At 55.9% G+C, this 24,053-nt stretch carries 29 protein-coding genes and 1 pseudogene; 1 reads left to right on the plus strand and 29 read right to left on the minus strand.

Annotated elements, in window-relative coordinates:
- The 24 genes and pseudogenes from AXF19_RS14045 to rpsU all read right to left on the minus strand — a co-directional run.
- A pseudogene (locus tag AXF19_RS14045) lies at positions 1-158 on the minus strand (IMP cyclohydrolase); the annotation flags it as partial.
- Entirely contained in the window at positions 155-787 is a 633-nt protein-coding gene (gene purN, locus AXF19_RS11310) for a phosphoribosylglycinamide formyltransferase (protein WP_066848934.1), read from the minus strand. The pseudogene AXF19_RS14045 and the gene purN, both read right to left, overlap by 4 nt.
- Positions 780-1,829 carry a phosphoribosylformylglycinamidine cyclo-ligase gene (gene purM / locus AXF19_RS11315; RefSeq protein WP_066848936.1) on the minus strand — a complete coding sequence of 350 codons (1,050 nt, stop codon included), beginning with the start codon at positions 1,827-1,829 and terminating at the stop codon, positions 780-782. Before purM ends, purN begins: the two co-directional genes overlap by 8 nt.
- A gap of 5 nt (positions 1,830-1,834) precedes the next feature.
- Positions 1,835-3,286 (minus strand): amidophosphoribosyltransferase, encoded by a 1,452-nt coding sequence (gene purF, locus AXF19_RS11320; RefSeq protein WP_066848938.1) that lies wholly within the window; start codon positions 3,284-3,286, stop codon positions 1,835-1,837.
- A gap of 5 nt (positions 3,287-3,291) precedes the next feature.
- A complete protein-coding gene (gene purC, locus AXF19_RS11325) occupies positions 3,292-4,005 on the minus strand; it encodes a phosphoribosylaminoimidazolesuccinocarboxamide synthase (protein ID WP_066850259.1) in 714 nt (237 codons plus the stop codon).
- Between the two features lie 63 nt (positions 4,006-4,068).
- Positions 4,069-4,557: a 5-(carboxyamino)imidazole ribonucleotide mutase gene (gene purE / locus AXF19_RS11330; protein WP_066848940.1), complete on the minus strand. Its 489-nt coding sequence runs from the start codon at positions 4,555-4,557 to the stop codon at positions 4,069-4,071.
- A 105-nt stretch (positions 4,558-4,662) separates the two neighbouring features.
- Complete coding sequence (locus AXF19_RS11335) at positions 4,663-5,613, minus strand: chemotaxis protein (protein ID WP_066848943.1); 951 nt, start codon at positions 5,611-5,613, stop codon at positions 4,663-4,665.
- An 89-nt stretch (positions 5,614-5,702) separates the two neighbouring features.
- Entirely contained in the window at positions 5,703-6,611 is a 909-nt protein-coding gene (locus AXF19_RS11340; protein ID WP_066848944.1) for a CvfB family protein, read from the minus strand.
- Positions 6,612-6,616: 5 nt separating this feature from the next.
- Positions 6,617-6,961 (minus strand): ribosome silencing factor, encoded by a 345-nt coding sequence (rsfS, locus tag AXF19_RS11345; protein ID WP_066848946.1) that lies wholly within the window; start codon positions 6,959-6,961, stop codon positions 6,617-6,619.
- A 14-nt stretch (positions 6,962-6,975) separates the two neighbouring features.
- Positions 6,976-8,025, minus strand: a complete 1,050-nt coding sequence (locus AXF19_RS11350) for an LCP family protein (protein ID WP_066848949.1) — start codon at positions 8,023-8,025, stop codon at positions 6,976-6,978.
- Positions 8,026-8,060: 35 nt separating this feature from the next.
- Positions 8,061-8,633, minus strand: coding sequence for a bis(5'-nucleosyl)-tetraphosphatase (symmetrical) YqeK (yqeK, locus tag AXF19_RS11355; protein WP_066848952.1), 573 nt, complete (start codon positions 8,631-8,633; stop codon positions 8,061-8,063).
- Complete coding sequence (gene nadD, locus AXF19_RS11360; protein ID WP_066848954.1) at positions 8,617-9,237, minus strand: nicotinate-nucleotide adenylyltransferase; 621 nt, start codon at positions 9,235-9,237, stop codon at positions 8,617-8,619. The genes yqeK and nadD overlap by 17 nt, the downstream gene beginning before the upstream one ends.
- Before the next feature lie 159 nt (positions 9,238-9,396).
- On the minus strand, positions 9,397-10,668 hold the full coding sequence (locus tag AXF19_RS11365; RefSeq protein ID WP_066848958.1) for a glutamate-5-semialdehyde dehydrogenase: 1,272 nt from the start codon (positions 10,666-10,668) through the stop codon (positions 9,397-9,399).
- Positions 10,669-10,679: 11 nt separating this feature from the next.
- A complete protein-coding gene (proB, locus tag AXF19_RS11370; protein WP_066848961.1) occupies positions 10,680-11,804 on the minus strand; it encodes a glutamate 5-kinase in 1,125 nt (374 codons plus the stop codon).
- Positions 11,801-12,100: a YhbY family RNA-binding protein gene (locus tag AXF19_RS11375; protein WP_066848964.1), complete on the minus strand. Its 300-nt coding sequence runs from the start codon at positions 12,098-12,100 to the stop codon at positions 11,801-11,803. Before AXF19_RS11375 ends, proB begins: the two co-directional genes overlap by 4 nt.
- 13 nt (positions 12,101-12,113) lie before the next feature.
- On the minus strand, positions 12,114-13,397 hold the full coding sequence (gene obgE / locus AXF19_RS11380) for a GTPase ObgE (RefSeq protein ID WP_066848967.1): 1,284 nt from the start codon (positions 13,395-13,397) through the stop codon (positions 12,114-12,116).
- A gap of 110 nt (positions 13,398-13,507) precedes the next feature.
- Positions 13,508-13,810 (minus strand): 50S ribosomal protein L27, encoded by a 303-nt coding sequence (rpmA, locus tag AXF19_RS11385; RefSeq protein ID WP_006691870.1) that lies wholly within the window; start codon positions 13,808-13,810, stop codon positions 13,508-13,510.
- Positions 13,807-14,124 (minus strand): ribosomal-processing cysteine protease Prp, encoded by a 318-nt coding sequence (locus tag AXF19_RS11390; protein ID WP_066848969.1) that lies wholly within the window; start codon positions 14,122-14,124, stop codon positions 13,807-13,809. Before AXF19_RS11390 ends, rpmA begins: the two co-directional genes overlap by 4 nt.
- A 3-nt stretch (positions 14,125-14,127) precedes the next feature.
- Positions 14,128-14,439 carry a 50S ribosomal protein L21 gene (gene rplU / locus AXF19_RS11395; protein WP_066848972.1) on the minus strand — a complete coding sequence of 104 codons (312 nt, stop codon included), beginning with the start codon at positions 14,437-14,439 and terminating at the stop codon, positions 14,128-14,130.
- Between the two features lie 151 nt (positions 14,440-14,590).
- Positions 14,591-16,150 carry a glutamine-hydrolyzing GMP synthase gene (gene guaA, locus AXF19_RS11400; protein ID WP_172837391.1) on the minus strand — a complete coding sequence of 520 codons (1,560 nt, stop codon included), beginning with the start codon at positions 16,148-16,150 and terminating at the stop codon, positions 14,591-14,593.
- A gap of 16 nt (positions 16,151-16,166) precedes the next feature.
- A complete protein-coding gene (locus tag AXF19_RS11405) occupies positions 16,167-16,658 on the minus strand; it encodes a regulatory protein RecX (protein ID WP_066848979.1) in 492 nt (163 codons plus the stop codon).
- A complete protein-coding gene (recA, locus tag AXF19_RS11410; protein ID WP_066848983.1) occupies positions 16,655-17,785 on the minus strand; it encodes a recombinase RecA in 1,131 nt (376 codons plus the stop codon). Before recA ends, AXF19_RS11405 begins: the two co-directional genes overlap by 4 nt.
- Before the next feature lie 112 nt (positions 17,786-17,897).
- Entirely contained in the window at positions 17,898-18,341 is a 444-nt protein-coding gene (locus tag AXF19_RS11415; protein WP_066848986.1) for a GatB/YqeY domain-containing protein, read from the minus strand.
- 74 nt (positions 18,342-18,415) lie between these two features.
- Positions 18,416-18,598, minus strand: coding sequence for a 30S ribosomal protein S21 (gene rpsU, locus AXF19_RS11420; RefSeq protein WP_005841552.1), 183 nt, complete (start codon positions 18,596-18,598; stop codon positions 18,416-18,418).
- Positions 18,599-18,897: 299 nt separating this feature from the next.
- Between rpsU and AXF19_RS11425 the strand changes: the two genes are divergently transcribed.
- The gene (locus AXF19_RS11425) at positions 18,898-19,803 is read left to right on the plus strand and encodes a metal ABC transporter substrate-binding protein (protein ID WP_066848989.1); all 906 of its coding nucleotides are present in this window, start codon (positions 18,898-18,900) and stop codon (positions 19,801-19,803) included.
- Between the two features lie 82 nt (positions 19,804-19,885).
- Here the strand turns inward: AXF19_RS11425 and AXF19_RS11430 are convergent, their stop codons facing one another.
- The 5 genes from AXF19_RS11430 to AXF19_RS11450 form a co-directional block, all read right to left on the minus strand.
- Entirely contained in the window at positions 19,886-20,197 is a 312-nt protein-coding gene (locus AXF19_RS11430) for a group II intron maturase-specific domain-containing protein (RefSeq protein WP_084784824.1), read from the minus strand.
- Between the two features lie 165 nt (positions 20,198-20,362).
- Positions 20,363-20,674: a reverse transcriptase domain-containing protein gene (locus AXF19_RS11435; protein ID WP_237141610.1), complete on the minus strand. Its 312-nt coding sequence runs from the start codon at positions 20,672-20,674 to the stop codon at positions 20,363-20,365.
- A 120-nt stretch (positions 20,675-20,794) separates the two neighbouring features.
- Positions 20,795-21,298, minus strand: a complete 504-nt coding sequence (locus AXF19_RS11440) for a hypothetical protein (RefSeq protein ID WP_066848997.1) — start codon at positions 21,296-21,298, stop codon at positions 20,795-20,797.
- A gap of 104 nt (positions 21,299-21,402) precedes the next feature.
- The gene (gene argH, locus AXF19_RS11445) at positions 21,403-22,827 is read right to left on the minus strand and encodes an argininosuccinate lyase (RefSeq protein WP_066849000.1); all 1,425 of its coding nucleotides are present in this window, start codon (positions 22,825-22,827) and stop codon (positions 21,403-21,405) included.
- Positions 22,827-24,038 carry an argininosuccinate synthase gene (locus AXF19_RS11450; RefSeq protein ID WP_066849003.1) on the minus strand — a complete coding sequence of 404 codons (1,212 nt, stop codon included), beginning with the start codon at positions 24,036-24,038 and terminating at the stop codon, positions 22,827-22,829. Before AXF19_RS11450 ends, argH begins: the two co-directional genes overlap by 1 nt.
- Positions 24,039-24,053: the final 15 nt, after the last annotated feature.

A 24,053-nucleotide genomic window follows, 5' to 3' on the forward strand; every position in this document is an offset into this window, starting at 1 on the left:
ACGTCACTGACATAGATGACAGGAATACCCGCCTCACGCAGTGCCTTCATCGTTCCTCCTGTGGACACGATTTCTACGCCCGCCTTATGCAGAACACGTGCAAACTCCACAACGCCGGTCTTATCGGACACACTGATCAGGGCACGTTTTATCTTCATAATGATCCTCCTTCAGCGGCGGGCAGAATGTGTACCTTTCGCCCATCCGTACGCAGTCTGCCTTCGACATAGAGTTTGATTGACACAGGGAATATCCGATGCTCCTGTTCCAGTACCCTTGCGGCAAGCGTCTCCTCCGTATCTCCCTCCAGAACAGGCACTGCCGCCTGCATGATGATGGGACCGGAGTCCATGCCCTCATCCACAAAGTGCACGGTACACCCGCTGACCTTGACCCCGTATGCGAGTGCGTCGCGATGGGCGTGTGCTCCGGGAAAACTCGGCAGGAGCGCGGGATGAATATTCAATATGCGCCCCGTATAGGCATGCACAAAGACGGGCGACAGGATACGCATAAATCCGGCCAGTACGACAAGACTTACATCGTGTGCGTGCAGTTCGGCGAGCATGGTGCGCTCAAAATCTGCACGCTCTGCATAGTCCCGATAGATGACGGGCACGGCAGGAATGCCCGCCTCGCGCGCACGTTCCAGTGCATAGGCATCCGCCTTGTCCGCGATGACAACGGCAATTTCCGCCGGAATATCGCCGCGCTCGACTGCCTCGATGATGGAGGCAAGATTCGAGCCTCGCCCCGAGCAGAGGATCCCGAGTCTCTCCTTAGGCATCAAAGACACCGCCCTTGATGACAATCTCGTGTGCACCTTCGGTTACATGTCCGATGCGGTGAACGATCTCGCCCTGTGCGTGGAGATGTGATGTGATGCGCTCTGCCTCCTCGGGCGCGACAATCAGCACCATGCCGATGCCCATGTTGAACGTGCGGTACATCTCCGCCCAGTCCACATTGCCCCACTCCTGCAGCAGACGGAAGATCGGCGGCATCTCCCATGCAGCGCCGTCCACCTCTGCACCCATATTCTCGGGCAGTGCGCGCGGAATATTCTCATAGAATCCGCCGCCTGTAATATGAACCATTCCGTGAATGTCAAATTCCCGAATCAGCGGCAGACAGATGCGCGGATAGAGACGGGTTGGCGTCAACAGCTCCTCACCAATGCTCTTGCCGAGCTCCTCTATGAACTCATCGCCCTTGAAGCCCTTGTGTTCAAATACGATTTTACGCACCAGTGAGTAGCCGTTCGAGTGGACGCCCGAGGACGGCAGTCCGAGCAGTACATCTCCTGCCTTGACGCGTGCGCTTGTAATGAGCTTGGAGCGCTCCGCCACGCCGACCGAGAAGCCTGCAATATCGTATTCCCCGACGGGATAGAAGCCTGCCATTTCCGCAGTCTCGCCGCCGATCAGGGCGCAGCCGGACTCCTTGCAGGCACGTGCAACGCCTGTGACCACCTCGGCAACCTGCGCGGGTTCGAGCTTGCCGACGGCAAGATAGTCGAGGAAGAAAAGCGGCTCTGCACCCTGGACGAGGATGTCATTTACACACATGGCAACAGCATCCTGTCCGATTGTATCGTGCTTGTTCAACAGGAAGGCAAGGCGCAGCTTCGTTCCGACGCCGTCCGTACCCGAGACGAGAACGGGTTCTTTATAGTCCTTCGTATTGAGGGCGAACAGTCCGCCGAAACCGCCGAGATCGCCCAGCACCTCGGGACGATAGGTAGCGCGCACGCAGTCCTTTATCATGGACACCGATTCATTTCCGGCATCAATGTCGACGCCCGCGTCGCGATAGGTCATTTTCTCCATCGGTCTCAGAGTCCCCTTTCACGCTGTGCAATCCGTCTGCGCTCAAGGATGATTTTGTCATCCTCGCTGAGTGTCGCATCCTCCTCGGGAACGGGATAATCGTTGTTAAAGCAGGCATAACACATATGATCCGGATTGAGTGCCGGAACACATTGCCGCAGTCCTTCGATGGATATGAAATGAAGGGAATCAGCGCCAATAAAGGAGCAGATCTCCTCGACACTCTTTGTCGCAGAGATGAGTTCCTTGCGGATGGACGTGTCTATGCCGTAGTAGCACGGATCTGTGATCGGCGGGCTGCTGATACAGACATGGATTTCCCGTGCCCCTGCATTGCGCAGAAGGCGCACGATTTTGCCGCTCGTCGTACCGCGCACGATGGAATCATCCACCATGATGACGGACTTCCCCGCAACGACGGAACGCACGGGACTCAGCTTCAGCTTGACAGCCGCATCGCGCTGTTTCTGCGTGGGCTGAATGAAGGTACGCCCGATATAGCGGTTTTTGATGAGCCCCTCCGCAAATGGAATCCCTGTCTCATAGGCAAAGCCGGTGGCTGCCGTTGTCCCCGAATCTGGAACTGAGATGACAACATCCCCACGAAAGCCCGACTCGCGCGCCAGAACGCGCCCCATCTCGAATCGTGCAGCATGGACGCTCTGCCCGTCGATGATGGAGTCCGGGCGTGCAAAATATATGTACTCAAAGATACAGGAGGCAACGTCATCACCATTGGAAAAACGATAGGATTTGAGTCCGTCGCTGTCCATGACAACCATCTCTCCGGGCTGAACATCGCGCACGAATTCTGCACTGTTGACATCGAGGGCGCAGGTCTCCGAGGACAGAATCCATCCGCCGCTGGGCGTGCGACCGATGCACAGCGGACGGAATCCCTGCGGATCGCGGACACCGATCAGCTTATCCTCGGTCATAATGCTAAGACAGAATGCGCCGCGTACAACGCTCACCGCCTCGAGGATACGCTCCTCGATGGAGGGCTTCTGCGAGCGTGCAATCAGGTGGACAAAGACCTCGGAATCGATCGTCGTCTGAAAGACCGTCCCCTTGCTCTCGAGATCTCGGCGGATCAGCGCCGCATTCGTGAGATCGCCGTTGTGCGCGAGTGCGAGCGCACCGCCCGCATAGTTGACGCGCAGGGGCTGGGCATTTGCAGCGAGACTGAACCCTGTCGTCGCATAGCGGACGTGCCCGATGGCGATCTTCGCATTATCGAGATGGGGAAGCTGGTCGCGAAAAACCTCGCTGACGAGTCCCATTCCCTTTTTTACATCAATCCAATAGCCGTCCGTCAGCGCAATGCCTGCACTCTCCTGACCGCGGTGCTGGAGCGCAAAGAGTCCGAGATACGTCATCTCGGAGACATCCTCCGCATAGGAGTATACTCCGTAGATGCCGCATTCTTCCTTCCACTTTGGCACTTTTTCGTACATTGTGCTTATGCTTCTCCCGTCAGCCTGTGAAGCATTTCCTTATAGGCGTCCTCTACATTGCCGAGGTCGCGGCGGAAACGATCCTTATCCAGTTTCTCCTTCGTATCGCTGTCCCAGAACCGGCAGTTGTCCGGCGAAATCTCATCAGCGAGGATGATATTCCCCTGTGCGTCCTTGCCGAATTCCAGCTTGAAGTCGATGAGATCGACCTTCTTCGTCTTGAGGAACTTCGTCAGAACATCGTTGATCTTGAGCGACATCCGCTCGATCTCGTCGAGCTCCGCATCTGTTGCAATCTTCATCGCACGGATGTGATAGCGGTTGAGCATGGGATCGCCGAGGTCGTCGTTTTTGTAGCAGTATTCAATGATTGGGAACGGCATGGGGACACCTTCCTCAAGTCCAAGGCGCTGCGCCAGAGAACCCGCCGCGACATTGCGGATGATGACCTCGAGCGGAATGATCGTGAGTTTCTTGACAATCATCTCGCGGTCGCTCGGCATGGAGATATAGTGGTGTGCAATTCCCTCTTTGGCAAGAAGATCGAAGAAGAACGCCGTCATCTTGTTGTTCATGACGCCTTTGTCCGCAATCGTGCCGCGTTTTGCACCGTTCCCCGCCGTTGCATCGTCCTTGTAATAGACGAGATACTCGTCCGGATGTTCCGTTGCATAGATAATCTTTGCCTTACCCTCGTAAAGAGCCTCTTTGCGTTCCATCATAGGCCTGCCTTTCCATTATTCCCAATCAGGGGAAAATCCTATTCCATGATTCACAACAACTTACAGCTGAGCTGCTACGCGATCTGCCTTTGCCTCGACATCGAGTACCATTTTTTCACGATAGTCCATCAGGGCTTCTGCAATCGAAGCATCATAGACAGCAAGAATCTCCGCCGCGAAGATCGCAGCATTCTTTGCGCCGTTGATCGCCATGGATGCAACGGGTACGCCCGACGGCATCTGCACCGTGCTGAGCAAGGCATCCATCCCGTTGAGAGGCGTTGCATTGACAGGAATGCCGATGACCGGCTTAATCGTATAGCTTGCAACGACTCCTGCAAGATGTGCCGCTGCACCTGCTGCAACGATGAATGCCGCAAACTCCTTGTTGTGGTCGGCCTCCATGACAAAGTCACGCACATTTGACGGCGTGCGATGTGCCGAGGCAACCTTGACCACAGGCTCAATGCCGAATTGCTTGAGGAGCTCGACCGCAGGCTTTAAGATTGGCCAGTCGGAGTCGCTTCCCATGAGAACTGCTACCTTCATTTTACCATCTCCTTGGACTCTATGATAACGAGATTTTAGAGTCATGTCAATAGAACGCCAAAAGGACTGCCATACCGAGTACAGCAGTCCTTACATTACTGGAATTTAGTGTTCGTCAACGACATCGTGAAGCGGCTCGCCGAAGGTGAGCGTATCCAGGAGGTCGATGAGCTGATTGATCTCCGGCTTCGACACCTGACCCGATGCACCAAGGCTCTCACCCTTGCGCCGCATCTCCTCGCTGATGAGGGAGGAGAAGAGCACGAGTGGAACCTCGCCCAGACGATCATCCTCGCGCACGAGCTTGAGCAGACGATGTCCGTCCATTTTCGGCATCTCAACATCGGAGATAATGATGCGCACATGGTTCTCGATCGGGCCATTCTTGCGTGCAAGATCCTGCAAGTAATCCCATGCATCCTGTCCATTGCCGAAGTCGCGGATGAACTTGTAGCCCGCCTCATGTAATGTGTTCACAAGGAGGTCACGCAGCATCTTGGAGTCCTCTGCAACCACGATATGTGCTGTACCACGACGCGTTTTGGCATCCTGTGTTGCCTCCGTGACCGTCGTGAGCTTCTGGTTGATCTCCGGGTTGATCTCAGCAATGATGGTCTCAAAGTCAAGCAGGAGAACAATGCGATCCTCCATCTTGATGATACCGACGACACGCGACCCCTCACCTACATTCGGCGCGGGCTCCATATTCTTCCATGAGATGCGGTGAATGCGGTAGACGCTGCCGACGAGGAAGCCAATATCGTAGTTGTTGATCTCTGTGACAATGATGTTCTGAAGCTCGTCCACCGTTTGGAGATTCAGGCAGCGTGCCATGTTGACCAGCGGAATCGCCTTGCCGCGCAGCGTGAACAGCCCGTCGACATAGGGATGCGCCTCGGGCATTGCCGTCACTGGTGTGCGTGTGATGACCTCACGCACCTTTGCGACATTGATGCCGTAGTTCACCTTCCCAATGCTGAACTCGACAATCTCAAATTCGTTCGTGCCTGTCTCAAGCAGGATGCCTTTTCTCTCTTCTGTAACCGTATCTGCCATTTATCTCTCTCCCCCATGCTCGTAAACATTGTTTGCTATGCTCTCTATTCGCCCTTCGGGAAAAAAATCCTGCTTGTTTTCATAAAAATCTAGGACTTTTTGTTTTTCTCTGATAAATACGTCCAACCATCGCGCTGTTCAACGACACCATCTTTGAGCAGTCTGCCAAGCGCGCGCTTGAACGCCGCCTTGCTGATATGAAAGCGATCCTGAATGACCTCGGGTGAGGTGGCATCGGTGTACGGCATCTTGCCGTCGTGTTCCATCAGGAGGGCAAGAAGGCGATCTGCATCCTCGATGCGGGCGGCTTCCTTCGGCGGACGGAGCGATGCGTTCAGGCGTCCATCCTCACGCAGATAGGTGACGCGTATCTCTACGGTCTCTCCTACGCGCGGGCGATTCTGAACCTCGCGATGATCGATAAATGCGATGTAGCGTTCTTCGGTGAAGAGGAAGATGCCGCGCTCGGTGATATTGTAGACCGATGCTTTCAGACGGTCTCCTACGCGCACGCCTTCGGCAGGACGTGAGGCGCGACGCAGCTCATCCTCCACCTCCATCGTCACGGCGAGCCGCCCGGATTTATCCGTGTAGAGCTTTGCCCATACGGTCTCGCCGATCTGCGGACGGCCGCGCATCCCGGCATAGGGCAGGAAGATGCCGCGCTCCGCGCCGACATCGAGGAACGCGCCCTCCTTCGTGACGTTGATGACGCGCAGACGGGCGACCTGCCCCTCCTTCATACGGGGGGTGCGCATACTCGCAGTCAGTCTACGCTTTGGGTCAAGATAGAGAAAGACGCGGACGCGATCCCCGACCTTGACGGGCGCGGTCTGCTGGATGGTATGCAGCAGGATATCGTCGCTTGTATTGCCCGTCTCCGCATCCAGAAATACGCCCAGCTCACTTTCGCGCACGGCGGTGAGCTCGGCAACCTGACTTGGTCCGTATTTGCACGGACGCCGCGCCGCTTTGTCCCTCTGCGTTCTTTCCTGCATGAATTCTATTCCTCGTATGGAGTCAGCTTCGCATCGCCCCACAGGCGCTCCAGAGCGTAGTATTCGCGTGCCTCCTGCTGGAAGATATGCGCGACGGTATCGCCATAGTCGAGCAGAACCCACTCGCCCTCGCGGTAGCCCTCCTTGTGCAGGAAGGAAATGCCCGCTTCCTCCATTTTTTCTTCAATGTTATCTGCAATTGCGCGCACCTGTGTCGCCGTGTTCGCAGAGCAGATCACGAAATAATCATTCGTCGACATGAGTCCGATCATGTCCATCTGCACGATATCGCGTGCTTTTTTTTCATCTGCCGCCGCGCAAATCACACGGCATTTTTCCTGCTCTGTCAAGCTGTTCCCTCCTGTTACTCCGCACCCGTCGTCTCCGGCGGGAAAAGTTCATGAATGATTTCGTCCGTTGCTGCACGATCCATAATCCAAACGGTATCATCGTCCCGTGAAAAGTCCCCGGGCAGCATGATGGTACGCGGCGGCTCAATGTTCAGCTTTCGAATGACGTTGCCGATATGCACAGAGTCAAACAGCTCTGCGCTCGTCGTCACATTCTGTTTTAGAATATCTGCGATGGCCGGGACTTTGGGCAGTGTATCGACGCGCAGAAGTTTTGCATAAAATGCCTTGACAAATTTCTGCTGGCGCTGCGTGCGTCCGAGATCACCAAGATCGTCGCTGCGATAGCGCAGATAGTGTTCCGCCCCCACGCCGTCCAGATGGCGATAGCCCTGCCGCATATGGATGGAAAGGCCTGCCTCCGGATCGTCATAGTCCATGTTGCGCTCGATATAGAGATCAATGCCTCCGACAGCATCGACAATCTGTCCGAATGTTGCAAGGTCGATGACGACATACTGATGAATGGAGATGTCAAACATCTGATTGATCGTCCGCACCATCAGAGGCGCTCCTCCTACGGCGTAGACATTGGCGAGTCGTGTCTCGCCCTTACCCTGTGCCATTTGCACCCATGTATCGCGCGGGATGTTGAGAATCCGCACCTTGCCCGTTGCATTTTCCATGCTGATGAGGAGGATGGCGTCGGCTCGTTGTTCCTCCGCGTTATCCATGTTGACCGCATCATCCAGACCGAGGACGAGTACATTCGTATAGCCGTCAAAACGGACATCCACCTCGCCCCGATTTGCCTCCTGCCTGATGAGATACGCCTCGTACATATCGCGCACATCGCGATATGCCTGTACCCCCCAGCCAACGATATAGTAACCTGCAATGCCAATTGCCGCAAGCAGGAAGATCGTACAGATGAGGCGGAAGATGCCCTTCAGGAGTGCCATACGGCGGCGGCGTGCCCGCTGACTGCGACGCTTTTTTATATTCTCACGGGAATTTTCGCTCTGTAATTGTGCAGCTAGTTCCTCTGCATCGTATTCCGACATCGCCACCCCCTCTCCTCTTTAAAACAGCACGGCGCTCAGCGGGAAAGTATGAGTTCATTTCGCGCCGTAATCGTATCGGGATGAATAAGTCCGCCCTTTTGTGCGACGAAGATGATGGACTCCGTCAGCCCGACGAGCATCATCTCATCCAGCGAGGCTGTGCGTGCAAGTTCCCGCAGATGCTCCACCTCGGGATAGGCGCGCGACGGCTCGATCATATCTGCATAGTAGATGATCTTGTCGAGCGCTGTCATGTTCGCGCCGCCGACCGTATGCCGCCAGACTGCCTGCGCAATTGCCGCATCGTTCACGCCGTAGAGCTCATAGATCAGATATGCGCCTACATAGGCATGGAGGAGGAGCGGCATGGCAGACTCGATTTTCCCGATGGGAATCCCCCGCCGGCGCGCCTCCATCGGGAGCGCAGCCGTTTCGTATGCGCGCCCGCAGTCATGCAGGAGACCCGCAACACGTGCGCGCTCCTCATTCATGCCGAAGCGACGTGCCAGCGTAGCAGCCGTCTCCGCAACGCCAAGGGAATGCTGATAGCGGCTCGGGGTCAGCTGCTGCTCCAAGATGGCGCGCATCTCCTCATAGGTCTTTGTCATGCTCACGGTACAACCCCCTTTTCTCAATATACTCCTCCACATCGCGCGGAACAAGATGGCGGATGGACAGTCCCGCGCGGATGCGCGCGCGAATGATGGTCGAGGAGATCTCCAAATGCGGTGTCGGCAGCACCTCGATGTGACTGCGTTCCTCTGCCGTAAATTTTTCTGCAATCAGAACCTCGTCCAGCGGAACGCCCTGCCGTGTCGCAACGATGAAGCGGCAGGAACGCAGAAGCTGCTCCGGCTCGTGCCAGAGATAGAGGTCGTTCATGGCATCTGCACCTGTGATAAAGAAGAGCTCCGCATCTCCCAAATTGGAGCGAAGCTGCGCAATCGTATCCACCGTATAGGAAGGGCCGTCTCTTTTTAGTTCGATATCCGAGACGGAAAAATATGGGTTCTCCGCGACTGCATACTTCGTCATGATGAGGCGATCCTCGGCGGATGCCGCACGCGCCCCGTCCTTATGCGGCGGACGGGCGGACGGAATGAAGAGAATCTCGTCCAAATGCGCGTCAGCGCGCACCATCTCCGCAGTAATAAGGTGTCCCATATGGATTGGGTCGAATGTGCCGCCCATAATTCCAATGCGCCGCTTCAAAGCACTCACCTCACGATCCACAGAAATACCATTATGAGCACAGTCGTCAATATAAATATAACGCTTGCATACAGATAGTCAAGTATATCGTGACGTCCTTTTGGCGACTTTGCATATTGTTTGATCGTACACAGATAGGCATTCAGGTGTCGCATGCGCTCATTTTTTCACGGGGGCGCTCCCACGTATCTGCCCCTCGCCATAGACGAGATACTTCGTGCTGGTCAGGGCGTCCAGCCCCATCGGACCGCGCACGTGGAGCTTCTGCGTGCTGATGCCGATCTCTGCGCCAAAGCCGAACTCGAAGCCATCCGTAAATCGCGTTGAAGCGTTGACATAGACGGTCGAGGCATCCACTCTCTGCTGAAAGTCATGTGCCGCCCGTATGTCGTTCGTGACAATCGTTTCGGAATGTCCTGTATTATAGCGGTTGATATGAGCGACAGCCGCATCGAGATCCTCCACGATGCGGACGGACAGGATGAGATCCCCGTACTCGGTTGACCAATCCTCCTCCATTGCTGCGGAGATGTTCGGCAGGATGCGGCAGGTCTTGCTGCATCCGCGCAGTTCCACGCCGTCCGCACAGAGGAGCGCAGCCATCTGAGGCAGGAACTCTGCTGCAATCCCTTCGTGGACGAGCAGCGTTTCCGCCGCATTGCAGACCGAGGGACGCGAGACCTTCGCATTCTCCACAATGCGGAGCGCCATCGCTGTATCAGCTGCACGGTCTACGTAGATATGGCAGACGCCCGCACCCGTCTCTATGACGGGAACTGTGCTGCTCTCGACGATACGGCGGATGAGTCCCGCGCCGCCGCGCGGAATGATGACAGCGAGCAGCCCCGTCAGATGCGTCATAACATCGACGGCGGCACGCTCCTTCATTGCGAGCAGCTGGACGGCACCTGTCGGAATCCCCGCACTGTATGCAGCGTGCGAAAGCACATCCGCTATGATACGGTTGGAGCGGAGCGCATCCGAGCCGCCGCGCAGAAGGACGGCATTGCCCGATTTCAGACAGAGTCCGATGGCATCAGAGGTCACGTTCGGACGTGCCTCGTAGATCATGCCAACAACGCCGAGTGGGACGCGCATCCTCCTGATCTCCAGCCCATTGGGACGGCGCACCGAGTAGTCCTCCCTGCCAAGCGGGTCGGGCAGCGCTGCCGTCAGGCGAAGCCCCTCCGCCATAGCAGCAACGCGCTCCTCATCAAGGCGCAGACGATCCAGATAGGAAGCGCGTGTTCCCGTGCTGGCAGTCTCTGCGACATCTGCCGCATTTTCACGGAGAATCTCGTCTGTATGCGATATCAGAGCGTCTGCCATCGCAGAGAGCGCCGCATTTCGGACGTCCGTCCGAAGGACTGCAAGCTGATAGGATGCCGTCTTTGCCGCCTCTGCCTGTGCGCGAATCTCCTGCTCCATCATCTTCGTACTCCTTATACCATCAGCACCATATTGTCCCGATGAATGACTTCCTCATGCGCCGCATCCGCAATGAGCGTCGGAAAGTCTGCCGTCTGATGCCCCATCAGGCGTGCAATGTCTGCGGCATTATATGCCGTGATGCCGCGTGCGATCTCCTGACCGTCAGGACTGAGGACGCGTATTGTGTCCCCTGCGGAGAATTCACCGTAAACGTCGGTCACACCGACTGCGAGCAGGCTCGCCCCACGGCGCATGGCAAGAATACAGCCTTCGTCTACGGCGATCTCCCCCATCAGACGCTGACCGAATGCGAGCCAGCTCTTGCGCGTTCTGAGATGTGCCTCACGCGCCGGAAAAAGTGTCCCAATTTCTTCACCGCGCAGGATGCTGCGGACGATGCCGTCCTCATCACCGCGCGCAATCACCATCGTCACGCCGGCGTTCTGGGCAATCTTGGCGGCCTCGATCTTCGTCTGCATCCCGCCTGTGCCCTGTGCAGATCCTGCCCCGCCCGCAATGTGCTCGACCTCCGGCGTGATCTCCGGAATCTCCGAGATCAGTCTCGCAGACGTATCCGTGCGTGGGTTTGCCGTATATACGCCGTCAATATCCGAGAGGATTATGAGCGCATCGGCATCGACGAGTGCGGCGACGACAGCGGACAGATTGTCGTTGTCCCCAATCTTGATCTCATCGACTGCAACGGCGTCATTCTCGTTGATGACGGGAATGACATTCATGCCGAGGAGCGCGAGGAGTGCGTTGCGTGAATTCATGTACTGATGGTGACGCGCGGCATTTTCCTTCGTGAGAAGCACCTGAGCCATTGTGCGCCCGTACTCGTGAAAGAACTTCTCGTAAATGTGGAGCAGCGCTCCCTGACCGATTGCCGCAAGCGCCTGCCGTGCGGGCACACTTGCAGGGCGCTCTGTCAGTCCGAGGGCATTCATCCCCGCTGCAATCGCGCCGGAGGAGACGAGTAGGATGTCCTTGCCCTGATTCGCCTCGTCGATGAGCTCGCGCACGAGATGCTCGATGCGATGGAGATTCATGCCGCCCGATGGATGCGTGAGCGTGCTCGTCCCCACCTTGACTACGATGCGCTTTGCAAAGCGGAGTTGATCTCGTGCACTCATAGCTCAATCCTGGGCTTGTCGAAATTGCGTCGGAAGAGCAGTCCGTTCCGTCCGATCACCTGAACGAGATTCGCATCTGCACGCTCTGCAAGAACGGTGATGGCATCCTCCGGCTCATCGGGGGCGTTTTGCAGCACGCGCACCTTGATGAGCTCACGCCTCTTGATCGCCTCGCGTGCGGAGGCAACGACTGTAGGCGACACCCCTTCTTTCCCGATCATGACGACAGCGTCCTCCGTCATGCCGAGCGAGCGCAGCTTACGAATCTGTTTACTGGTCAGAGAGTTTCGCAGCAAGATCCTTCCCCCTTTAATCCTGATAGTCGAATGCCATATCCCCGATGTGTACGGTCATGCCCTCTTTGATACCGCGTGCGCGCAGCTTTTCATCGAGTCCCTTGAGGCGCCAGATGTACTGGAAACGACGTACCGCCTCGTCGTTGTTGAAATTCGTCATGGCAACGAGCTTTTCAATCGCCTTGCCGGATACAATGAAGTCGCCCGCATCGTTGCGCGAGATCGTCACCTTCTCGTCATCCTCGGCATTCTGGTCAAAGACGGCGATTTCTTCCTCCTCAGACTCCGGTTCCGGGACATAGGCATCGAGCCATGCGCCGATGTGGTCGATCAGCTCCTGCACCCCCGCGCGGGTCGCCGCTGAGATGGCAAAGATTTCCAGTCCCTCGCGTTCGGCGAGCTCCTTCAGGCGCGGCAGATGTTCCTCCGCAGAGGGGAGGTCAATCTTGTTCGCCACAAGAATCTGAGTGCGACGTGCAATCTTCTCACTGTAGCGCGCGAGTTCCGTATTGATCTTGTAGTAGTCCTCGACGGGATCGCGCCCCTCAATGCCCGAGGCATCCACAACATGCAGGATGAGGCGTGTGCGCTCGACATGGCGCAGGAAATCATGCCCCAGACCAACGCCGTCGGCAGCCCCCTCAATGAGTCCGGGGATATCTGCCATGACGAAGCTCTTCTCGTAGTCCGTCTGCACGACGCCGAGAACGGGCGTGAGCGTCGTAAAGTGATAATCCGCAATCTCGGGACGTGCCGCGGAGCAGGAGGCGACAAGGCTCGACTTGCCGACGCTCGGATAGCCGACCAAACCGACATCTGCGAGGAGTTTCAGCTCCAGACGCAGCTTGCGGCTTTCGCCCGGCTCACCGAATTCGGCAAAGGACGGGGCACGATTCGCCGCATTTGCAAACTTCGCATTGCCGCGCCCTCCGCGTCCCCCACGCACAATGACAGCCTCCATACCGACCTCTGTGAGATCAGCAAGCACCTCCCCCGTCGCCTCATCGGTGACAATCGTGCCGGGCGGGACATCGACATAGAGGTGCTGTGCATTTCTGCCGAACTGGTTCTTATGCTCGCCATTCTCGCCGTTCTTCGCGATGAATTTGCGGTGAAAACGGAACGAGAGGAGCGTATTCAAATTACGGTCTGCGCGGAATATGACATCTCCACCGCGCCCGCCGTCTCCGCCCGACGGACCGCCCTTCGGCATGAATTTCTCGTGACGGAAGGCAGACTTGCCGTGTCCGCCATCTCCTGCCTTCACCGTAATCTGTGCGCGGTCAATGAACTGCATACGTCCCCCTACATAAGAAGCTGCTTTCGCAAGTGCAGCATTTCACTTGTGAAAACAGCTTCTAAAAGAGCCTGTACCCACGAGGGCACAGGCATCCACATATAACAAGATTAAACAGCGGCCTCCGCAAGCGGATACACACTGATCTGGCGCTGATGACGCCCCTTGCGCTCGAAGGCAACCTTGCCGTCGATCTTCGCAAAGATCGTGTCGTCCTTGCCGATGCCGACGTTGTGCCCCGGATGGAAATGCGTGCCACGCTGACGAACGATGATGCTGCCTGCCGTCACATGCGTACCTGCCTGCTCCTTTACGCCAAGGCGCTTGGAATGGCTGTCGCGTCCATTGCGTGTCGAGCTGACACCCTTTTTATGTGCAAAAAGCTGCAAATCAAACGAGAACAATCTGTTCACCCCTTTACTTCCTGAATTCGAATACCTTTCGGGCTGATCTTCTCAATTTCTGCAAGCCCCATATACATGGTGCGCAGAATCGCCTCGGTGGAATCGTCCGGCTCTTTCAGCCGCATGTTGAGATTCCCGCTCGCAATGTCATAATCGACGGTGCGATGCAGATGCTCCATGATTCCGAGAAGCGCCGACTGGGTCAGAGCCGATACGCCGGCGCAGACAATATCCTGTCCGCGTTTTGCCGTGCCGCTGTGCCCTGTAACTGTGTACCCCGTAATCATCCCGTCTTCATTCGTGAAGATTTCAACCGAGATCACAAATTACGCCTCGATCTTCTCGATGACGACCTTCGTGAACGGCTGACGATGACCCTGACGCTTGCGGTAGTTAGACTTCGCCTTGTACTTGAAGACCAGAATCTTCTTGCCCTTGCCGTGCGCCATGACCTTGCCCGTCACCTTCGCACCGTCCAGCATCGGACGACCGATTTTGACATCAGCGTCATTCACAACGGTCAGCACCTGATCGAAAACGACAGACTCGCCCTCGCCCGCCTCGAGCTTCTCCACAAAAATGGTATCGCCCTCAGCGACCTTGTACTGCTTGCCGCCCGTCTTTACGATTGCATACATGAAAACACCTCCCTATATTGTTACTCGCCGGTTGCGGTTCGGCAGAGCCGATTGTATGACCTCGCCGTGCGGTTGGGGATGGGCTCGCGCCCAAACAGGCTATACGCCTACGATAGAGCATGATAACATATTCATGCCATGCTGTCAACCTTTACTCGAGTTCTATGGTGGCAGGAGGTTTGCCTGTGCAGTCGTAGAGCACGCGATTTACGCCGCGAACCTCGTTGACAATGCGGGTCGTGACCCTCGACAGCACGTCCCACGGGAGCTGTGCCGCCTCTGCCGTCATGAAGTCGCCGGTCTCGACGGCGCGCAGAATGACGGCGTAGTCGTAGGTGCGTCCGTCTCCCATGACGCCGACGGAGCGCATATTCGTGAGCGCGGCGAAATACTGTCCGAGGTTCTTTTGGATGCCTGCTTTTGCAATTTCCTCACGATAGATGGCGTCTGCCTCCTGCACAATATGCACCTTATCTGCCGTGACTTCGCCGATGATGCGGATGCCGAGCCCCGGCCCCGGGAAGGGCTGACGGTCGACGAGATAGTCCGGAATGCCGAGTTCACGCCCTGCGGCACGCACTTCATCCTTGAAGAGGAGGCGGAGCGGCTCGACGATCTCCTTGAAGTCGACGTGATCGGGAAGTCCTCCGACGTTGTGATGCGACTTGATGACGGCGGATTTGCCAAGTCCGCTCTCAATGACATCGGGATAGATCGTCCCCTGCACGAGGAAATCGACCACACCGATCTCGCGTGCTGCCTCCTCAAAGACGCGGATGAATTCCTCCCCGATGATCTTGCGTTTCTGCTCCGGCTCCGTTACGCCCTTGAGTTTCGCATAGAAGCGGTCGCGCGCATTGATGCGCACAAAGTTGACATCGTAGGTGCCGGACGTTCCAAAGACCGCCTCGACTTCGTCCCCCTCGTTCTTGCGCAGGAGTCCGTGATCGACAAAGACGCAGGTGAGTTGGCTGCCGATTGCCTTTGAGAGCAGGACGGCGGCGACGGAGGAGTCCACACCGCCCGAGAGCGCACAGAGCGCACGCCCCGTACCAATCTTCTGCCGCAGCTCCTCCACCGTCTTTTTGACGAAGGAATCCATGCGCCACGTACCTGTGCATTTGCAGACATGATAGACAAAATTGCGGAGTATCTTCGATCCATTTTCCGTGTGCATGACTTCGGGATGGAACTGCACCGCATAGAGGGGTTCCACAGGATTTTCCATCGCTGCAATCGGACATACCGGAGTGCTTGCCGTTGTATGGAAGTTTGCGGGCAATTTGCTGATATAGTCCGTGTGACTCATCCAGCAGATATTTTTTGACGGAATGCCGTCAAACAGCAAGGAGCTACCGTCTGTGATGTCGACTTCTGTCTTTCCGTATTCACTCGTCGGTGCTGTCTCAACGCGTCCGCCGCAGAGATGTGCCATCAGCTGCGCGCCGTAGCAGATGCCGAGGACGGGAATCCCGAGCGAAAAGAGCTCCTTCGGCGCGGTGACGGCATCCTCCCCGTAGACGCTGTTTGGACCGCCCGTCAGAATAATGCCGCGCGGTGCAAGCTCACGAATGCGCTCCAAGGACAATGTATGTGGATGTACCTCACAATATACGGAGTTCTCGCGCACACGGCGCGCAATGAGCTGGTTGTACTGCCCGCCGAAATCAAGCACCAGAATCATTTCGCCGGCATCGGGTCTGTTCATCATGGAAGTCCTTTCCTATTTACTCTTCTGCACCCTCTGTATAATTTTCCACGGCATGACGCGCCGCATCGACGGAGAATCCCTTTTGATAGAGATTCGCCATCATCTTTTGACGACTGCCCGTCGGCTGATACTTCATTGCAAGTACGCGCTCCGCTGTGGCAATCTCCCGCTCGAAGGTATCTTCCGGCACGACACTCCATACGAGATCGTGGTCAAAGCCGCGCTGCATGAGCTTCGCACAGATCTGTCGGACAGAGTTTCGATTCTCGTTGTAGAGGTACATGAACTGCTGCGCGCAGAGATCTGCATCGTCCAGATAGCCGCGCTCGATCAGGCGCGCAATGGCGGCATCGATCTCCTCCTCCGGGAAGCCCTTGCGCTCCAGTTTTTCACGCAGTTTCTTTTCGCTGTGCGCCTGCCGCGCAAGATAGTCAACAGCAGTCACAAGAGCAGTCTTTGCCTGCGATTTTCGACCGCGCTTCTTTGGCACGGCGCTCGTGTCATTCATTCATCCGTCTCCGGCATTGCCTCTTCCTCAGGAATATCAGGGGCATCCTGATCTGCCTCTGCAGAAGTTTTTTTCGAACCCTTCTTTTTCGGCGCAGCCCCCTCCACAAGAAGTTTCGTGCGGATCTTCTCCTCGATCTCGGCGATCAGCTCCGGCTTTTCCTCCAAGGTCGCCTTTGCGTTTTCCTTGCCCTGCCCGAGGCGCTCCCCCTCATAGGCATACCATGCACCGCTCTTGTTCACGATGTCCAGCTCGACGCCCATGTCGATGATGCTGCCCAGGCGCGAGACACCTTCACCGTAAATGATGTCAAATTCTGCCGTTTTGAACGGGGGAGCAACCTTGTTCTTGACGATCTTTGCGCGCGTGCGGTTGCCAAGGGATTCCGTCCCCTGCTTGATGGAGTCTGCACGACGCACGTCAATGCGCACGGAGGCATAGAATTTGAGTGCCCGACCGCCCGTCGTCGTCTCTGGATTGCCATAGGATACGCCGATTTTCTCGCGCAGCTGATTGATAAAGACAGCGACCGTGCGCGTCTTGCTGATGATGCCCGTGAGCTTGCGCATTGCCTGACTCATGAGGCGCGCCTGCAGTCCGACCACGGAGGAACCCATGTCCCCCTCGATCTCGGATTTTGGTACGAGCGCTGCAACCGAGTCGACAACGATGATGTCAATGGCACCGCTGCGCACAAGTGCGTCCACAATCTCAAGCGCCTGCTCGCCTGTATCCGGCTGAGAGATCAGGAGATCCTCGGTATTGACGCCCAGCTTGCGCGCATACTCCGGGTCAAGGGCATGCTCGGCGTCGATGAATGCGGCAAGCCCCCCTGCCTTCTGTGCCTCGGCAATCATATGGAGGGTGACGGTTGTCTTACCGGAGGACTCGGGACCATACACCTCGATGATGCGTCCGCGCGGGATTCCGCCGACACCGAGTGCTATATCCAGCGGCAGAATACCGGTCGATATGACATCGATATTCATGTTTGCCTTTGCTTCGCCGAGACGCATGATCGCGCCTTTGCCATGCGCTTTCTCAATTTGCTTGAGTGCATTCTCCAGAGCCTCTTCGCGCGTCATCGGCTTGTCCCGCTTTGTATCCTTCTTGTCCTTCTCTGCCATATCGTGCACTCCTTTAAGGTTCTACTGATGTTCTATTCCATTCCCAATTATACGAAAATCCCCGCACCTTTGTCAAAAGGAATGTGCGGGGATTTTATACGATATGAATTTCCTACTTCAAAAGGGAGCGGACGATTTCGTTCACGAGCTTGCCGTCAGCACGCCCCTTGACGCGCGGCATGAGAACGCCCATGACCTTGCCCATGTCCTTTGCGGTCGTCGCACCGACCTCGGCGACGGCTTCCTCAACGATCTTCTTGACCTCATCGGCACTGAGCTGCGCGGGCAGATAGGGCATCAGAATGTCGATCTCCGCCTTGGTCTTATTCACGAGATCTGCGCGTCCGCCGCGTTCAAACTCCTCAATGGAGTCACGGCGCATCTTCACTTCCTTCGTGATTACACCGATGATCTCATCATCGTTCAGCGTCTTCTTGCCGTCAATCTCAGCCTGACGAACGGCACCGCGCACGAGGCGAATGACAGACAGCCGCTCCTTCTCGCCCTGCTTCATAGCGTCCTTCATATCTGCTGTGAGTTTTTCCATCAATGACATATGCTTCATCCTTTCCTCAGAGGAACAGAATAGAAAAACATCCGCAGAACAGTGTCCACGGATGCCTTTTGCAATCAGCCCCTGTATTTGCGTTTACGCGCTGCCTCAGATTTCTTCTTGCGGCGAACGCTCGGTTTCTCGTAATGTTCACGCTTTCGAACTTCGGCAAGAGTGCCGGCCTTCTGTGACATACGCTTAAAGCGGCGGAGAGCACTATCGATCGACTCGTTCTTGCCGACCTTGATTTCATTTGCCATGCATTTCCCCTCCCTCCACGCGCGGAGTAATTTTGCACCGATAAATGATGCAAGGACATTATACCCCATAGAGATAATCCGTGTCAATCGCGTAATGAAATTTTCACAAAACATAGGATGATATCATCAACTGTTCGTTTGAACATCTATTTATACATAGTATGCAACAATAAAAAATTTTTATATTTTACTCTCAGAGTATTGACAATACATCTCAGCCTGCGCTATGATTTCATTATGTGAGGTTTGATTAAATCCACAAAATGTTCAGCTATATTCATTAAGGAGATCTGTTACCCATGCGCAGTACAACAAAAATTCTATCCCTTCTGCTGCTTGTCCTCTCTGTCGCACTGGTCGGCTGCGGCGGCGCAGACAAAACCGCAGAAAAGAAAAGTGCGGAGCCGTTCCGCATCGTGACCTCGTTCTATCCCATGTATGTTGCTACCATCAACATCACGGACGGCGTGGATGGCGTGGAAGTATATAATATGACGAAGCCGCAGACCGGCTGCCTGCATGATTACCAGCTCATGACAGAGGACATGAAGACGCTCGAAAAAGCGGATGCATTCGTCATCAATGGCGCCGGCATGGAGGACTTCATGGACAAAGTGACGGAGCAGCAGAAAAAGCTCAAGGTCATTGATGCCTCGCGCGGCATTGAACTCATTCACGATGATGAGGGAGACAATCCCCATGTCTGGCTCAGCGTGACCAATGAAATCGCTCAGGTGCGCAACATTGCCGATCAACTGAAGGAAGCCGATCCCGCACATGCCGAAAAATACGAGAAGAACGCCGCTGCCTATATCGAAAAACTCACGGCGCTCAAGAATGAGATGCACGCGGCACTCGACAATGTTCCCCACAAGGATATTGTCACCTTCCATGAGGCATTCCCCTACTTTGCAAAGGAGTTCCATCTGAACATCATTGGCGTGGTAGAACGCGAGCCGGGAACGGAGCCGACGCCGACGGAGCTGCAGGAGACCATCGAGCAGGTGAACGCGCTGCCGACGAAGGTGCTCTTTACAGAGCCGCAGTACTCCCCCGCCGCTGCTGAGACCATTGCACGTGAGACGGGCGCCAAGATCTACACGCTCGATCCCGTTGTGACCGGTGAGGCGACGCCCGCAGCAAAGGACGCATATATTGATACGATGAAAAAGAATATGAAGGTATTACAGGAAGCTCTGCAGTGACCTAATGCACAATCGCGTAGGAAGCGGTGATTAGCCGCCGTCCTCTCACACCACCGTGCGTACCGTTCGGTACACGGCGGTTTCAATAGGTTGCGTGTACAGACTGATATGCCTCGGCTAAGTCATAAAAGCCGAAGCGTATCAGTCTTTCTTTTGTCATCGCCATCTTGACCGCTACCGTGTTGCTTGTCCACCAACAACCTCTCCGGCAGTTTCCTGCTTTGTAGGCTGTTGCAAAGGGTACTCCCAACTTGCATAGATTCCGTATCTTCATCCTCGGCTTCTTCCATTGCTTCCAGATACACATCCTTACGCGATGGTACAGCCATTTGTTCAATTCCTCTATGCGATGCTCCATGTTCGCTATCCCGTAGTAGTTCAGCCCCCCTCGCATATATAGGAAGCACTGATAAATTCAGCACCGCCATCTTAGCGCATCTTTTTTGCCCGCTTTTTGTCGGCAAATCCTCCACAGAGCACCACTCTGCGTCCGGTTTGCCTCCTCAATCGGACGAAAAAATCTACGCCAATCTGACGGACTTCATTTTATCAGTGATTCCTATACTTTTATCTTGCCCAGAGATGTCGGCAGTTTCTGCACCCTCCTCCGAGACGCCAGTTCTTTGAGCTTGGCTTTCATCTTCTTCCACGCTTGCGGGTGGACTCGTACATATACGCCGCTTCCGTTTTTCCCCAGCGCGAATCCGAGATACTTGAATTGCTTCGTTGCGAACACACTGACCGTTCTGCTTTTCTCTTGGTTGACTTTCAGTTTCAGGTTTCCCTCAAGATAGTCTGTGCTCTTGGTCAGGATTCGCTGTGCGGCTCGCCTGCTCTTGGCGAGCAGGATGATGTCGTCCGCATACCGCAAAATGTCTTTCCCGCTACCGGACAGACTCCGATCTTTCACCGCTTAGAAACGTGCGCCGCCGGGCGCACCACGACAAAAGGCACTCCCCGCATCTGCAAGGAGTGCCGATTATGTATGTGCTCAGAAGCGCATCGTGAGTCCGACGCCGACGCCGTTCTCACGGCTGCCGTGATCCGGCTTGAAGTTGTGATAGTTCACATTAAGATCCAGATTTGCAATCAGCGATTTGTTGAATCCGACCTGCGACTCGTTGAAATCCTTGCCCGCAATATAGGACGCATAGGCATTGAAACCGAGCACAGATGGCGTGCTGAGTGCAAGCCCTCCATAAGCATTGTCCTCGTTTCTCTGCCCCATATCCCAGCGATAGCCTCCAAGCAGTCGAATGTTCTGCCCGAGGACATTGTACTGCATATAGACATCCTTCGGATTGCCGTATTCATCGCGATCGTTGCGCCCCACGCCGATCGTGATATCGTCCGCCGCCTTATGCTCGATATAGGCCTCTTTCGTACCGACGCCGATGGCGGTGTCATGTGTACCGAGATGATTGATCGGAGCCGCCGACACCGCCGACGAGAGCGACAGACTGACCATCGCAGCGAGAATTGCATATTTCTTCATCGTAAATCCTCCTTTCTGATATGGGCATATTATCCCAATACGGCGTTTGACACCCCTTAACAGAGGATTATGCTTTGATGAAATTTTTAGTACCTGCCATAAAATCAAAGGATTTCCTGCCGCTGCTCCAATGCAGATACAATGAGCCGCTCCTCCGCCATCAGTTCCTCTGCCGCAGTGAGCTGCATCTCCGCCTGTTCATACGAAGTACCGCCATAGGAGTTCCGACCGGCAACGCAGGTTTCGGGGCGGATTGCCTCATAGACATCGTCGGCAAAGAGGTTCGACAGTTTCTGGTAGTCCGCAAGCGGAAGTTCCATGAGCCAAATGCCGCGCTCAATGCAGAGCGCGACCGCTTTCCCCGAGACGCTATGCGCCTGACGGAAGGGCATCCCCTTACGCACGAGGTAGTCCGCAAGATCCGTTGCATTCGAGAAATCCGCCTCGACAGCGTGGCGCATGACATCCGCGCGCACCTTCATCCCACGAATCAGCTGCGCATAGACGGCAAGGCTGAAGTTCACCGTGTCGATGGCATCGAACAGCCCCTCCTTGTCCTCCTGCAAATCCTTGTTGTACGCAAGCGGGAGTCCCTTGACTGCCGTGAGCATCGCCATGAGATGACCGACCACGCGCCCCGTCTTGCCGCGCACGAGTTCGGAGACATCGGGGTTCTTCTTCTGCGGCATCATGGACGAGCCTGTGCAGTGCGCGTCATCCAACTCGACGAACGAGAACTCACGCGAGCACCAGAGGATGATCTCCTCCGAGAGGCGCGAGAGATGCACCATGAGGATGGATGCCGCCGAGAGGAATTCGAGGATGTAGTCACGGTCGCTGACCGCATCCAGACTGTTTGTATAGATGCGCTCAAAGTTCAGCTTCTTCGCGACAAACGCACGGTCAATCGGCAGTGTCGTGCCTGCAAGCGCCCCCGCACCGAGCGGCATGATGTCCGTCCGCGCATAGACGCCTTGAAAGCGCTCGAAATCACGCGTGAGCATACCGAAGTATGCCATAAGATGATGTGCAAAGAGGATGGGCTGGGCGCGCTGCAGATGCGTATAGCCCGGCATGATGACATCCTTATTTGCGTTCGCTGATTCGACAAGCGCGTGTTGGAGCTCGGCAATATGACCGAGCGCCTCCACGACAGAGCGACGCACAAACATATGGGTATCGAGCGCCACCTGATCGTTGCGGCTGCGCGCCGTGTGCAGACGGCTGCCCGCATCTCCAATCGCATCGGTCAGGCGCTTTTCGATATTCATATGAATATCTTCGAGCTCCACGCTGAATTCAAATGCGCCGCTCTCGATCTGCGCGAGAATCTCACGCAGCCCATTATCGATTGCCGCGCGCTCTTCCTCCGAGAGGATTCCAACCTTTGCGAGCATGGCTGCGTGTGCAAGCGACCCCGCAATATCCTCGCGGTACATCCGACGGTCGAATGCGATGGACGCCTGAAACTCGTTGATCATCTCGTCCGTCGTCTTGGAGAAGCGTCCGCCCCAGAGCTTTTCGCTCATTACTTCTGCCCCTCCTGCATGAGTGCGCGCACCTTGAGCGGCAGTCCGAAGAGGTTGATGAAGCCCGTTGCATCCGCCTGATTGTAGACATCATCGTGCTCGAACGTGACGAATTCCTGACTGTAGAGAGAATACGGCGACGTTGCGCCCGCCGAGATGATATTGCCCTTGTAGAGCTTGAGACGCACCTCGCCCGTCACGGTCTCCTGTGTGCTGTCCACGAATGCGGCAAGCGCCTCGCGCAGCTGGCAGAACCACATGCCGTCGTAGACGAGCTCGCCGTAGCGGATGGCAAGCCCCTCCTTGTAGTGGTAGGTCGCGCGGTCGAGGCAGAGATACTCGAGTTCACGGTGCGCATAGTAGAGGATGGAGCCGCCCGGGTTCTCATAGACACCGCGCGACTTCATGCCGACGAGGCGGTTCTCGCAGATGTCAACGATGCCGACGCCGTTGCGCGCGCCGATCTCGTTGAGCTTCGTGAGGAGTTCGACCGCGCCAAGCTTCTCCCCGTTGACGGCGACGGGAACGCCCTGCTCGAACGAGATGGAGACGTACTCCGGTGCGTCGGGCGCATCCTCGGGCGCGCAGGAGATGAGGAACATGGAGTTCTTCGGTTCGTTCGCGGGATCCTCGAGATCGGAGCCCTCATGCGAGAGATGCCAGATATTGCGATCCATGCTGTAGGTCTTATTCTCCGTCGCGACGGGGATGCCGTGCTTCTTCGCGTATTCGATCTCTGCTGTACGAGAGTCGAGATCCCACTCGCGCCACGGAGCGATGATCTGCAGATTCGGCGCAAGCGCCTTGACCGTCAGCTCGAAGCGCACCTGATCGTTGCCTTTGCCCGTCGCGCCGTGCGCAATGGCATCTGCCCCCTCGCTCTTTGCGATGTCGACGAGTGCCTTGGCGATCACGGGACGTGCAAACGATGTTCCGAGCAGATATTTGCCCTCGTAGACCGCCCCCGCCTTGAGCGTCGGCCAGACGTACTCCTCGAGGAACTCCTTCGTCAGATCGACGATATGCACCTTCGATGCGCCCGAGGCAAGCGCCTTGTCATGTACGGGCTCAAGCTCCTCGCCCTGCCCGACATCCGCGCAAACGGCGATGACCTCGCAGTTGTCATAGTGCTCCTTCAGCCACGGGATGATAACCGACGTATCCAGACCGCCGGAATATGCCAGAACTACTTTTTTGATCTGCTTTGCCATGTTTGAAACATCTCC

This window comes from Selenomonas sp. oral taxon 126 (assembly GCF_001683335.1).
GTDB lineage: Bacteria > Bacillota > Negativicutes > Selenomonadales > Selenomonadaceae > Centipeda.

What these genes read in the sequence shown, in the direction of transcription:
- AXF19_RS11350 (WP_066848949.1), bottom strand. Translation starts at nt 8,025, where the DNA reads ATGTCGGAATACGATGCAGAGGAACTAGCTGCACAATTACAGAGCGAA.
- AXF19_RS11365 (WP_066848958.1), bottom strand. Translation starts at nt 10,668, where the DNA reads ATGATGGAGCAGGAGATTCGCGCACAGGCAGAGGCGGCAAAGACGGCA.
- yqeK (WP_066848952.1), bottom strand. Translation starts at nt 8,633, where the DNA reads ATGACAAAGACCTATGAGGAGATGCGCGCCATCTTGGAGCAGCAGCTG.
- recA (WP_066848983.1), bottom strand. Translation starts at nt 17,785, where the DNA reads ATGGCAGAGAAGGACAAGAAGGATACAAAGCGGGACAAGCCGATGACG.
- purM (WP_066848936.1), bottom strand. Translation starts at nt 1,829, where the DNA reads ATGGAGAAAATGACCTATCGCGACGCGGGCGTCGACATTGATGCCGGA.
- AXF19_RS11335 (WP_066848943.1), bottom strand. Translation starts at nt 5,613, where the DNA reads ATGGCAGATACGGTTACAGAAGAGAGAAAAGGCATCCTGCTTGAGACA.
- AXF19_RS11405 (WP_066848979.1), bottom strand. Translation starts at nt 16,658, where the DNA reads ATGAATGACACGAGCGCCGTGCCAAAGAAGCGCGGTCGAAAATCGCAG.
- AXF19_RS11425 (WP_066848989.1), top strand. Translation starts at nt 18,898, where the DNA reads ATGCGCAGTACAACAAAAATTCTATCCCTTCTGCTGCTTGTCCTCTCT.
- AXF19_RS11440 (WP_066848997.1), bottom strand. Translation starts at nt 21,298, where the DNA reads ATGAAGAAATATGCAATTCTCGCTGCGATGGTCAGTCTGTCGCTCTCG.
- rpsU (WP_005841552.1), bottom strand. Translation starts at nt 18,598, where the DNA reads ATGGCAAATGAAATCAAGGTCGGCAAGAACGAGTCGATCGATAGTGCT.
- purN (WP_066848934.1), bottom strand. Translation starts at nt 787, where the DNA reads ATGCCTAAGGAGAGACTCGGGATCCTCTGCTCGGGGCGAGGCTCGAAT.
- AXF19_RS11450 (WP_066849003.1), bottom strand. Translation starts at nt 24,038, where the DNA reads ATGGCAAAGCAGATCAAAAAAGTAGTTCTGGCATATTCCGGCGGTCTG.
- argH (WP_066849000.1), bottom strand. Translation starts at nt 22,827, where the DNA reads ATGAGCGAAAAGCTCTGGGGCGGACGCTTCTCCAAGACGACGGACGAG.
- AXF19_RS11340 (WP_066848944.1), bottom strand. Translation starts at nt 6,611, where the DNA reads ATGCAGGAAAGAACGCAGAGGGACAAAGCGGCGCGGCGTCCGTGCAAA.
- purF (WP_066848938.1), bottom strand. Translation starts at nt 3,286, where the DNA reads ATGTACGAAAAAGTGCCAAAGTGGAAGGAAGAATGCGGCATCTACGGA.
- obgE (WP_066848967.1), bottom strand. Translation starts at nt 13,397, where the DNA reads ATGCAGTTCATTGACCGCGCACAGATTACGGTGAAGGCAGGAGATGGC.
- AXF19_RS11415 (WP_066848986.1), bottom strand. Translation starts at nt 18,341, where the DNA reads ATGTCATTGATGGAAAAACTCACAGCAGATATGAAGGACGCTATGAAG.
- purC (WP_066850259.1), bottom strand. Translation starts at nt 4,005, where the DNA reads ATGGAACGCAAAGAGGCTCTTTACGAGGGTAAGGCAAAGATTATCTAT.
- purE (WP_066848940.1), bottom strand. Translation starts at nt 4,557, where the DNA reads ATGAAGGTAGCAGTTCTCATGGGAAGCGACTCCGACTGGCCAATCTTA.
- proB (WP_066848961.1), bottom strand. Translation starts at nt 11,804, where the DNA reads ATGAGTGCACGAGATCAACTCCGCTTTGCAAAGCGCATCGTAGTCAAG.
- guaA (WP_172837391.1), bottom strand. Translation starts at nt 16,150, where the DNA reads ATGATGAACAGACCCGATGCCGGCGAAATGATTCTGGTGCTTGATTTC.
- AXF19_RS11430 (WP_084784824.1), bottom strand. Translation starts at nt 20,197, where the DNA reads ATGCGAGGGGGGCTGAACTACTACGGGATAGCGAACATGGAGCATCGC.
- rplU (WP_066848972.1), bottom strand. Translation starts at nt 14,439, where the DNA reads ATGTATGCAATCGTAAAGACGGGCGGCAAGCAGTACAAGGTCGCTGAG.